This is a genomic window from Acinetobacter sp. ANC 4218 (assembly GCF_002135245.1).
Lineage (GTDB): Bacteria > Pseudomonadota > Gammaproteobacteria > Pseudomonadales > Moraxellaceae > Acinetobacter.
This window is the reverse complement of the sequence record NZ_NEGD01000003.1, coordinates 79,934-91,204: the sequence shown is the minus strand read 5'-3', so window position 1 is coordinate 91,204 and position 11,271 is coordinate 79,934. Positions and strand designations below refer to the sequence as shown.

Annotated in this window: 7 protein-coding genes and 1 pseudogene; 7 read left to right on the top strand and 1 reads right to left on the bottom strand. The window is 42.1% G+C overall.

Features of this window, described 5'->3' with window-relative positions; all coding sequences use genetic code 11:
- Window positions 1-11: 11 nt before the first annotated feature.
- The 6 genes and pseudogenes from B9T38_RS03670 (at window position 12) to B9T38_RS03645 (ending at window position 7,653) form a co-directional block, all read left to right on the top strand.
- Window positions 12-1,121 (top strand): beta-ketoacyl-ACP synthase III, encoded by a 1,110-nt coding sequence (locus tag B9T38_RS03670; RefSeq protein ID WP_086195508.1) that lies wholly within the window; start codon window positions 12-14, stop codon window positions 1,119-1,121.
- Between the two features lie 11 nt (window positions 1,122-1,132).
- Window positions 1,133-1,892, top strand: a pseudogene (locus B9T38_RS03665) (lysophospholipid acyltransferase family protein).
- Window positions 1,893-2,073: 181 nt separating this feature from the next.
- A complete protein-coding gene (locus tag B9T38_RS03660) occupies window positions 2,074-4,080 on the top strand; it encodes a hypothetical protein (protein WP_086195507.1) in 2,007 nt (668 codons plus the stop codon).
- Window positions 4,081-4,168: 88 nt separating this feature from the next.
- The gene (locus tag B9T38_RS03655) at window positions 4,169-5,884 is read left to right on the top strand and encodes a DEAD/DEAH box helicase (protein WP_086195506.1); all 1,716 of its coding nucleotides are present in this window, start codon (window positions 4,169-4,171) and stop codon (window positions 5,882-5,884) included.
- 110 nt (window positions 5,885-5,994) lie between these two features.
- The gene (locus tag B9T38_RS03650) at window positions 5,995-6,978 is read left to right on the top strand and encodes an ion transporter (RefSeq protein ID WP_086195505.1); all 984 of its coding nucleotides are present in this window, start codon (window positions 5,995-5,997) and stop codon (window positions 6,976-6,978) included.
- Between the two features lie 312 nt (window positions 6,979-7,290).
- Complete coding sequence (locus B9T38_RS03645; RefSeq protein WP_086195504.1) at window positions 7,291-7,653, top strand: hypothetical protein; 363 nt, start codon at window positions 7,291-7,293, stop codon at window positions 7,651-7,653.
- A 65-nt stretch (window positions 7,654-7,718) separates the two neighbouring features.
- Here B9T38_RS03645 and metE read toward each other — a convergent pair whose 3' ends face one another.
- Window positions 7,719-10,010, bottom strand: coding sequence for a 5-methyltetrahydropteroyltriglutamate--homocysteine S-methyltransferase (gene metE, locus B9T38_RS03640; RefSeq protein WP_086195503.1), 2,292 nt, complete (start codon window positions 10,008-10,010; stop codon window positions 7,719-7,721).
- A 178-nt stretch (window positions 10,011-10,188) separates the two neighbouring features.
- On the opposite strand from metE, the gene B9T38_RS03635 reads away from it, so the two are divergent.
- Window positions 10,189-11,109: a LysR family transcriptional regulator gene (locus tag B9T38_RS03635; RefSeq protein ID WP_086195502.1), complete on the top strand. Its 921-nt coding sequence runs from the start codon at window positions 10,189-10,191 to the stop codon at window positions 11,107-11,109.
- Window positions 11,110-11,271 lie beyond the last annotated feature (162 nt).

Sequence of the window (11,271 nt, the reverse complement as noted above, 5' to 3'; positions counted from 1 at the left end):
GGGAGTTTTACATGGGCATTCGTATTACCGGTACCGGTCTTTATCATCCAGAAGAATCCATTAGCAATGATGAATTGGTTGCAAGTTTAAATGCTTATGTGGAACAGTTTAACCACGACAACGCGGACAAAATTGCAGCGGGTGAGATTGAAGCGCGTCGCGGTTCAGATGCAGAATTTATTGAAAAAGCATCCGGTGTTAAAAGTCGCTATGTTGCTGAAAAGTCAGGTATCCTTGATCCGAAGCGTCTATATCCGCGTTTACGTGAACGTAGCAATGATGAACTTTCCATTCAAGCCGAATGGGGTGTGATTGCTGCTAAACAGGCGATGGAAAATGCAGGGGTTACAGCTGAAGATATCGACGTTGTGATTCTTTCATGTTCAAACATCCAGCGTGCTTATCCGGCTGTTTCAATTGAAATCCAAACCGCTTTGGGCATTCAAGGTTATGCTTATGACATGAACGTTGCCTGTTCTGCTGCAACCTTTGGTTTAAAACAGGCTGCGGATGCAATCAGAAGCGGTGCACGTCGTGTCTTATTGGTCAATGTAGAAATTACCTCTGGTCATACCGATTTCCGTTCACGTGACTGCCACTTTATTTTTGGTGATGTGGCGACCGCATCGATTATTGAAGATACGACCACTAAAACAGGTTTTGACATTTTAGATACGCATTTGTTTACGCAATTTTCCAACAATATCCGTAACAACTTCGGTTACTTAAACCGTAGTGAAGATGCAGTGGTGGATGACAAGCTGTTCCGTCAGGACGGTCGTAAAGTGTTTAAAGAAGTGTGCCCGCTGGTTGCAAAAATCATTACCAAACAGCTGGAGAAAAACAACATTGCACCAAGCAATGTGAAACGTTTCTGGTTACACCAAGCCAATGCCAGCATGAATGACTTGATCTTGAAATATGTAGTCGGTAAAGATGCTGACCGTGCGCTAGTACCTATTATTTTGGATGAGTTTGCCAATACCTCTTCTGCAGGTGTGATCATTGCATTACACCGTACCGCACATGAAGTGAATGATGGTGAATATGGTCTGCTTTGTTCATTCGGTGCGGGTTATTCTGTTGGCTCGGTTCTGGTGCAAAAACACGTTGTAGCATAAGGAATTATCTATTGCAGGTTGAGCATGATGCCAGATGGATTAAATGCCTCAGTGCGTTGTCCAAACTGTATTTCACCCCAACCTTTTTTAGGGGCTGAACAGATTGATGCTACCAAACCTGCAATGTATGTCGGGAATCACACCCTATATGGGGTGTTTGATTCACCAATCTTGATTGATTATTTATATAATCATCATAAAGTGGCTGTGGTCAGTGTTGCTGATCATGGTCATTTTTATTTGCCAGTTTGGCGTACCCTGTTTAAGAAATTCGGTGCGGTCGATGGCGAGAAAGCCTATATTCGTGCAGCAATGCAGCAGGGTTATTCGATTCTGGTCTTTCCTGGAGGCGGGCGGGAAGTTTTAAAAAGAAAGGGCGAAGCTTATCAGCTGATCTGGAAACAGCGTTATGGTTTTCTAAAACTCGCGCAAGAATTTAACTATGAGATTGTCCCTTTTGCGGCTTTAGGAGGCGATGAAGTTTTTGAGCTGGGATTCGATGCCAATCGGATTATTGAAAGCGCGTGGTTTCAAAAATTGTTAAAGTTGCCGCAACTGGATAAATTGTTGCGTCATGGTGATGTCATTCCATCCTTGCCTAAAAGTATCATTCCGAAGCGTCTGCCTTTTTATTTTCAATTTATGCCGCGACAAAGCTTGATGAATATCAAAAATACGGAACAATTAAAAGATTTTCGTGATCAGATTCAGCAGCAAATTTATACGGGTTTAGAATATTTAAAACAACAGCGTGACCACAGAAAAGTTTGATTAGGTTGGGCCTGTATTTCATTTCCACAAGTATAAATGGATGAAGCAGTGATTGAGTTTTAGCAATTGATCAGGCAAATTTGCTTAAATTTTGAACTCAGCATACAGTATCTTTACTAGATTACTATATGATTAAAATGATTAAATTCATCTTAGGATGATTATTCAATTTGAGGCGAGTATGGAACAGGATCGTTTAGTACCGCAATATCAAGGGATTGCGAAACAGTTACTCAGAATTTCTAAAAGTCTAAATGACATTCTTCAAGATCAGCTCAAGATTGTCAGTGGGCTGAATACACAAAATATGTTTCGTATTGATCAGGAATGGCATACGGTACAAGTGGCCAATGGTCTGTTTCAGTTACAATTTTATGCCCCTGACTCTGCGCAGAAAAGCATTTTGCATGGTGATTTTACTTATCTTGGACAAAAAGCTGAACTGCTGGAAGAGTTTATCCTTCATGATCTGTACTTTCTCACCAATGACTTAAAGCCGCAACATTCTTTGTACCTGCGTCAAAAAGCCCAACAGCTGCGGCAGATACTGCTTGATCAGGTGTATCTGTGGGTGCATGGTGCGGAACGGGTGCGAGCCTATCTGAAAAATCTTTCATTGTTTGAAGCTGAAATTATTGATCAGCTGATGATGAAGGCAAACATTTATTCTTTTGCTGTTTTAACAGATTATGTCATGAATAGGACCGCATTGCCTGAAACGCTCATCCAGTTTTTACAAGAGATGTGTTCTATTCAAAAGGTGTACGGAAATGAATTTTTACCCTTGCAACCTTTAATGGAAGCGCTGGATGAGTTTTGTTTTAGCGCTGCGCAGTTTTTACCTGTGGCCATGTACCGCATTATGGCACTTTCATTTGAAGAGCGTTTTAACTTGCATGAGTTAATGGAACATCAGGATGATATCCATTTGCTCTATCGGCATGCCCAGGAACAACCTGCCTTGCTTGGCTTTGTGCGTTTAATGCGGCGTGAACTCTGGCAGCGTGATAATTTACTCTCAAAACATAATTTTCTGCATTGCTCGACTGTGGTCTGGCAAAAGAAAGTTGCAAAATTACCGTTATTTGATTATCCGCGAGCGGTAAACTGGCTGTTTAAACAGTCTGCCGAGGTTTTGGACTGGCTGAGCCGTAATATTCAGCACAGCAGTGTCCGGGTAGCAGTCACGGCATTCAGTTTTATCGATAGCAGTCAGGCTCACCCTCAGGTTATTCTGGCAACTTTACAGTACTTTCAGCATTGTTCAGCACGCATGTTTATTCATAGCTGTCATTATTTTGCCATGCAGGAAGCCTGGTTTGAGCATGAATATAATCAGAGTATGATGCTTAAAGGGCAGAGCCAGTCTCTGGAAGACCATCGCATTGCCATCAGTCCTTCCATTTTGTATCTGGATGAATGGATGGACTTAATGCGCAATGTCACACAAGGCAATGAGCAAATAATAAAGAAAATCTATTTGCGTTTAAGTCGGGTGATGCAGGCTTATATGTTATACCTGCACAAAATAACCCGGGGTTTCGGCAATGATTTAATGGCTTATATCCGACCGGAAACCCATCAGAATCGCGAATTTTATAGCGTATTGCAGCACTACAAAATGCGGCAGGATGAGTTCCGGCAAATTTTTTATCTGCGTGGTCGAAATATCCGGGTGTCGGTGTTCGACTCTTATGTGCGAGATTATCTGGTTGAATTTTTTAAGGATAATCAGCCTGTAGCGAAAAATACCAGCTGGATCGGGTTTTATCATCAGGCCACGGATTGGCATAATCACATCCAGAAGCGGGAAATTATCAGCCAGCTCAGGAAAAATTATGCGGTGTCGGTATGGCAACCTTTGATGCCGGAAAAAGTCATGCACTTTTCCAGCTGGAGCTTTGAAGAATTGACAGATCTGGACCGTCTTATTGAAGAGTCACAGAGATGTCAGAATTGTCTGGCGACAAGCTATGCACAGCGGATTATGGAAAGAGAGTATGTGGCTTTTCATATGGTTTCGCAAACCGGCAAGCTGCATATGACCTTAGGCTGCTACCTGCGCGAAGGTCAGCTCATCTATGACCAGTTGGAATATCCGCATAATAGAAAAACCGAATATCTTTTTGTCAATATTGCGTTGCAATTTATCTCTTGGTTAAACCAGCAGTTTGCGCCGTTTAAGTGACAGTGGCTGTCGCTAAACTTTTTTCTGGGCTTAACTTTTAGGGAAAAAATCGGTAGGCTATAGCCGTTAATTTACGGTTATAGGTCTTATGAAACAAGAAACTGCACTCAAGCTTTTGAAAGCGGGCGAAAATGTCTTTTTAACAGGTTCGGCTGGTGCAGGGAAAACCTATACACTCAATCAGTACATCAATTATTTAAAAGCCCGTAAGGTGCCTGTGGCGATTACTGCATCAACCGGGATTGCTGCAACGCATATGAATGGCATGACCATTCATACCTGGGCGGGAATCGGCATCAAGGATTTTTTATCCGATGCTGACCTGAAAAACATGAAAGAGCGCAAGTACCTTAAAGAGCATTTAGAAAATGCCCAAGTACTGATTATTGATGAAATTTCCATGCTGCATGCCAAGCAGCTGAATCTGGTCAATCAGGTTTTAAAATATTTTAAAGAAAGTGATGAAGCCTTTGGCGGGATTCAGGTCATCGTTGCTGGCGATTTTTTTCAGTTGCCACCGGTAGGTAAAAATGAAGAACGTAACCGGGATAAATTCTGTTTTATGTCGGATGCGTGGGTGGAAGCAAAATTCCGGGTTTGTTATCTGACCGAACAGCACCGTCAGGGCAATGATTATTTAAATGACATTTTAAATGCCATTCGCAACCAGAGTATAAGTGCCGAACATCTTCAGGCTTTGGAGCAGACCCGCCAGCAGAACGTGGGAGAAACCTTTACCCGTTTATATACCCACAATATGGATGTGGATAGCATCAACTTTAAGCATCTGAATGCTATTGATGCCGAAAGCAAGCAGTTTGATGCCATCTGTGATGGCAATGACAAGCTGATTGAAACTTTAAAATCTTCCGTTCGTGCGCCTGAAAACCTGACTTTAAAGAAAAATGCCAAGGTCATGTTTGTCAAAAACAACTTTGATATGGGCTATATCAACGGCAGTCTGGGCGAGGTCATTGGCTTCGAAGAAGATGATGAGTACGGCATTTTACCCAAGGTAAAATTAACCGATGGTACGGTACTGCTGGTGGAACCTGAAACCTGGTCAGTCGATAACGATGCCGGTAAAACTATTGCCAGTTTTCAGCAGATTCCATTACGTCTGGCTTGGGCCATTACTATTCATAAGTCACAAGGCATGACGCTGGAAGCAGCCGAGATTAATCTGGCCCATACCTTTGAGAAAGGTCAGGGTTATGTGGCGTTGTCGCGTTTAAAAGCATTAAGTGGCTTAAAGCTGCTGGGTATGAATGAACAGGCTTTGGAGCTGGACAGTTTGGCCATCAAGGCTGATCGCCGTTTTCAGGAGCTGTCGGAAGAAGCGGAAAATCACTTCCAACTGATTGATTTAACACCGCAGCATAAAGCGTTTATCCGTCACTGCGGTGGTACCTTGAATGAAGCTGAAATTCAGCGTCACGAGAAGAAAATTGCCAAAAGTGGCGGAAAAACCAATTATGCGACAGCTACACTGGATGAAACTCGTGAATTGTTTGAAGAGGGTTATGAAATTCAGGATATTGCCGTTGAGCGTGGCTTGACTCCTGCGACCATTATCAATCATTTGGCGAAATTACATAAAGAGCAGGGCTTGGACATTTCCGTAGCTCATCCGGGGGATGAAGTGGTGGAACAGGTGCGTAAAATTTATAAACGCTTGATGAAACGTCAAAGTTCTGAAAACTTTAGTGAGGATGGTGCAATTAAGCTGCGTCCGATTGTAGAAGCGACCAGTCCACGTATGGGCTATGACCAAGTACGTTTAGCTTTGCTTTTTGTTGAATAAATTGAAGTAAAGTAAAATGAATGCGTGATGAGGGCTTCTTGGCTTGTCACGCATTACATCTTTTCCAACTTGGGTTAAACTACAGCCTTTAAATTACAATATGTACGGCTATGGCATTTAGCACGTGGTATACACTAAGAAGATTTGTTTATAACAACTTACATAATGAAGACTACGAAACCAGGTTTAGTCGGACGATCAACTATTTTTTAATTTTACTGATCCTGGGCAATGCGGCAGCCATATTATTGGAGTCGGTAAATGATGTGTATCAATCCTATGCGGCATTTTTCGATTTTTTCGAATATTTTTCTATCTTCATTTTTTCGCTTGAATATTTACTCCGTTTTTGGTCAGTTGCCGAAGAAAATCCATTTTACAGTGCCTGGAAGAATCGCCTGAACTGGGTCAAAAGTGGTGCAGCAATCATTGATTTATTTGCCATCTTGCCGGCTTATATTAATTTCTGGGTGCCGATTGATTTACGCTTCCTGAGAATTTTACGGCTCATGCGACTGTTAAAGTTGACACGTTATTTTGTCTCCCTACAAATTCTATTGCGCGTGATTGAACGTGAAAAAGGGTCTTTTCAGGCGGTCCTCTTTATTTTAAGCATCATGATTGTGATGGCTGCTGCCTGTATTTACGTGGTCGAAAGTAAAGCTCAACCTGAGGTGTTTACTTCAATTCCGGCATCGATGTGGTGGGCGGTAGTGACCCTGACCACTGTGGGTTATGGAGATGTGACACCGATTACTCCTTTGGGACGTTTTTTGGGCGCAATTATTACCATTTTAGGCGTGGGACTGGCCGCTTTACCGGCAGGTATCTTGGCAACAGGCCTGACCTATGAACTCGAACAGCGTAAGCAGAATCTGGAATTAAAATTTAGAGAGTTATTGCAAAGTTCTGAAATTGATCTATTCAATGATCAGGAAAAAATAGAAAGTATGCGTAAAGAGGTGGGACTCACTTCAGAGCAAACGCGCAATATTATTTTCCAGTTGCTGCGTGAACAGCGGGAAGAAGCATTGAAGCAAGAACGAGAGCAATATGCCTATTGCCCACATTGCGGAAAAAAATTACCAGATTAAAATTAAGAGTTTATAAATCATTATTTACGGTCCTTTTGCATGCCTAAGAGGGGTCAAGCGGAAATCTTCATCCAGTTTAGAGTTGTCTTTATTGCTGAATTGAGGTGTACATAACAAATTTGAATACCTGATTTTCATTGGGTATGAACAAGAAAATGACCAAAGGGTAGTCTGATTAAATATTATTTTGAGCTGGAAAAATAGTTTGTTATGGTGTTTGGGGAATCACAACTATTTAAATAAGTTTTAAAGTTAGAAAATAGGATGATTTTTTGACTGACGAAAAAGAATAAAAATGAAAAGGAAAAATATATGCGACAGTATCAGCGAGCGGCTTTGGCTTTGGTGGTGGCCAAGCTGGAATTCGGCAATCATAAGTCAAATATTTATGATTACAATGAAAGTGCCTATTCTCAAATCCGCGGTAATGTAAATACGCATGAAGCTAAACTTTATGATTATCAGCGATCAGCCGTTTTTGAGGGGCGAAACACCGGCCGGGAGTTTAACCTGTATGATTATGGTCATAGCGAATTTATCAGTTTAAAAAAGAAAGGCATAAAAAAATACGAAGGCTATCATTATGGCAACTCAAGTTACTACGAAATTACCATTTCTGGCTCGACCATAACGCTGTATGATTTTAGTACAGCACAATATTATAATTTTAGTTAGTTCATCCTGAATTGGATGCTAAAAATAGCTCCAATAAAGGAGCTATTTTTACTGTGCGATCTGGATTATGCAGCTTGCAGCTCTTTACGTACTTCTTTGGCCATTTTCACTAGCGTTGCCAGTGCTATTTTCGTCTCAGCCCAACCACGTGTTTTTAAGCCGCAGTCCGGATTGACCCATAAACGTTCAGCAGGAATGGTTTTTAATGCACCATCAATCACGGTACGCATGTTGTCACTGGTAGGGGTACGTGGACTGTGAATGTCATACACACCTGGACCAACTGCATTGGGATAACCTTGCTCGTGGAACACGTCTAACAGCTGTAAACCTGAACGGGAAGTTTCAATCGTGATGACATCTGCATCCATCGCTGTGATTTGTGGCAGGCAGTCTTTAAAGTCTGAATAACACATGTGGGTATGAATTTGCGTATCCACACGTGCGCTGCTTGAACAGTGTTTGAACGATTTTACCGCCCAATCCCAGTATTCAGCCTGATCGGCTTTACGCAGGGGTAAACCTTCACGGAATGCCGCTTCATCAATCTGGATAATTTCGACACCAGCATCTTGCAGATCAAAGACTTCCTGACGGATTGCTTCAGCCAGCTGTAAACATACTTCACGACGAGTCCGATGCGCAGGAGGGAATGACCAGTTTAGAATAGTAACCGGGCCGGTCAACATGCCTTTGACAATCTTGTCAGATAAGGTATTGGCATACTCAATCCATTTCACTGTCATGGCATTTGCACGAGTGATATCCCCCACGATGATTGGCGGGCGAACACAGCGACTACCGTAAGACTGAACCCAACCAAACTTGGATAACCAGAAGCCGTCCAGCAGACCTGCAAAGTATTCAACCATGTCGGTACGTTCGGCTTCACCATGTACCAGAACATCTAGACCAAGTTCTTCTTGCTGTTGAATCGCATATGCGATTTCTTTTTTCATTGCTGCTTCATAGGCATCGTTGGTCAAATTTCCGTTATTCCAGGCTGCACGTGCTGCACGAATTTCAGTAGTTTGTGGGAATGAACCGATGGTCGTGGTCGGGATCAAAGGCAATTTCAGCTTTTCTTGTTGGGCCTTGAAACGAATTTCAAATGGTGCTTGGCGAGATTGGGCCACTAAATCAAATGGTGCATCCACAGCTTTAGAAAGTTTTTCATTTACATAAATGTGACCGTTTGCTAAGGCGACAAGCTCCTCTAGTTTTTGGCGGGCAAAAGCAAGTTTGCCGTCTACTTCAGCAGGAATAGTTTCAGAACGCAGATCAACCGGCACGTGCAGCAATGAACAGCCCGTAGCAAGCCATAAACGCTCACCTAAAGATTTTTGTGCTGTTTGAACAATATCATTCAGGGCCACTAGGTCACTTGCCCAAACACTACGACCGTTGATTAAGCCCAAAGACAAGATTTTGTGTGTGGGTAATTGGTCAATGACTTTTTTCCAGAAAAACTCACCCACTTTTTCACGGGTAATGTCAATGTGTAAGCCTGCAACTGGAAGATTGACAGCAAGATTTAAATTGGTACCTAGAGTTTCAAAATAACTTGCCACAATCAATTTTAAACAATCATGACGTTGTAACAGATGATAAACCTGTTCAAATGCAGCTTGCCATTCTGGTGCAAGATCAAGTACTAAAGCCGGTTCATCGACCTGTACATATTCTACGCCGCGTGCTTCGAGTTCATCGAATAATGCTGCGTAAATTGGCAGCAATGCATCTACAAATTTTAAATTTGCCTGATCTGCGCTTATGTCAGCATGATCATTTCCACATTCACAGGCATGTTTTTCTGCTTCTGCTGTATTTGCATCGACAATACGGGATAAATACAGAAAGCTGACTAAACCAGGGAGTACCACTTTAAGCGGTTGATTCAATGCCTTGGCGCGATCGACTTGCGCCAGTAAATCAGAAAAATCAGCTTTAAACTGTTGTGCTGAATTTAATTCAGGTACTAAGTAGTGGTAGTTGGTGTCAAACCATTTTGTCATTTCTAGTGCAGCAACATCGGTGCAGTGGGGTGCACGACCCCGTGCCAAATAGAACTGTTGATCAACTTGATTTAGCTTTTCAGCTTCTTTAAAGCGGGCTGGAATTATCCCTAAACGCACGGCATGGGTTAAAATACTGTCATAAAATACAAAGTCACCCACAGTCACCAAAGATAAGCCGGCATCTATTTGTGCTTGCCAGTTACTTGCTTCTAGCGCTTGGGCTTTTGCTAAAAATTCTGCTTGAGTTATTTCACCTTTCCAATAGCTTTCTTCTGCAAATTTAAGTTGACGTTTTGCACCAATGCGTGGGTAGCCCAAAATATGTGTAGTTAAAGTCATGATATTTCCAGGGAGATAGATGATCTCATTTTGTTGCAACTATCATCGAACAAAAATAAAGATGAATCAAACTCATTATTTTCATGTTAAAATTATTTTTATTCATTATATGATTTTCTGCTTTTGGGCTTCACGTACAAGGGCTCAAAAATTATGCTCTGTTGGAATGACTATTAATATGCTAGAAATTCGCCATTTAAAAACACTGACTGCTCTGCGTGAACATGGTTCACTGGTGGCTGCTGCCAATGACCTGTGTTTAACACCATCGGCCATTTCACATCAGTTAAAAGAACTCGATCACTGGTATGGGGTAGAGGTGGTCAATCGCCGTAGCCGACCGGTCACTTTTTCTAATGTGGGGCAGCGTTTGCTCAAATTGGCAGATGATGTACTGCCACAAATTCAGATTACCCAGACAGATATTACCCGTATTGTGCATGGCCAGACTGGGCGTATTATTTTCTCCTCTGAATGTCATAGCTGTTTTGACTGGTTAATGCCATTGCTCAACCAGTATCGCCACTTATATCCAGATGTAGATCTGGATTTTGCTTCCGGCTTTGAAGCCAATCCACATGAACTGCTGCAAAATGCCGAATTTGACCTGTTAATTACGGCAGATCCGATTGCCTTAAAAGGCATCGAATATTTTCCGATTTTTGAATATGAATCACGTCTGGTCTTGTCGAACACTCATCCACTGGTTCGTGCAGAACGTATTACCGTGCAGGAATTGGCAGAGGAAACCCTGATTACTTATCCGGTAGATAAGCACCGTCTGGATATCATGGCGAAACTGTTTATTCCTGCCAATATTCAACCCAAACAGATCCGGACCACGGATTTAACCCAAATGCTGATTCAACTGGTGGCCAGTGGGCGAGGTATTGCTGCGCTTCCAGACTGGGTGGTGAATGAATATGAACAAAAGGGATGGGTGACTTCGCGCCGTTTGGATTGCGTTTCTGCGAGTGGTTTGCGCCGGACCTTGTATGCGGGTTATCGAACTGAAGAAAAAGAAAAAAGCTATTTTGAAGGTTTCCTGAAACAACTGGAAAAATTCTCGCAAAAGCGTAATCCGTATTATTCTGCTTAAAAAATCGTGCTTGAATCCTATATAGAATCAAAGCCTTATAGGGGTTTTTTTCATGATCTGAGTCAATGCTAGATTGATTGTTACAGGCTCTTAGCTTATTCAAATCAACGATAAATAATCGTTTTTATTCTTGCTAGTCTAACGCTGGAATTGCCGAAGGAG

Excerpts from the sequence above, each read along its gene's own strand:
- B9T38_RS03655 (WP_086195506.1), top strand. The coding sequence starts at position 4,169 with ATGAAACAAGAAACTGCACTCAAGCTTTTGAAAGCGGGCGAAAATGTC.
- B9T38_RS03660 (WP_086195507.1), top strand. The coding sequence starts at position 2,074 with ATGGAACAGGATCGTTTAGTACCGCAATATCAAGGGATTGCGAAACAG.
- B9T38_RS03635 (WP_086195502.1), top strand. The coding sequence starts at position 10,189 with ATGCTAGAAATTCGCCATTTAAAAACACTGACTGCTCTGCGTGAACAT.
- metE (WP_086195503.1), bottom strand. The coding sequence starts at position 10,010 with ATGACTTTAACTACACATATTTTGGGCTACCCACGCATTGGTGCAAAA.
- B9T38_RS03670 (WP_086195508.1), top strand. The coding sequence starts at position 12 with ATGGGCATTCGTATTACCGGTACCGGTCTTTATCATCCAGAAGAATCC.
- B9T38_RS03650 (WP_086195505.1), top strand. The coding sequence starts at position 5,995 with ATGGCATTTAGCACGTGGTATACACTAAGAAGATTTGTTTATAACAAC.
- B9T38_RS03645 (WP_086195504.1), top strand. The coding sequence starts at position 7,291 with ATGCGACAGTATCAGCGAGCGGCTTTGGCTTTGGTGGTGGCCAAGCTG.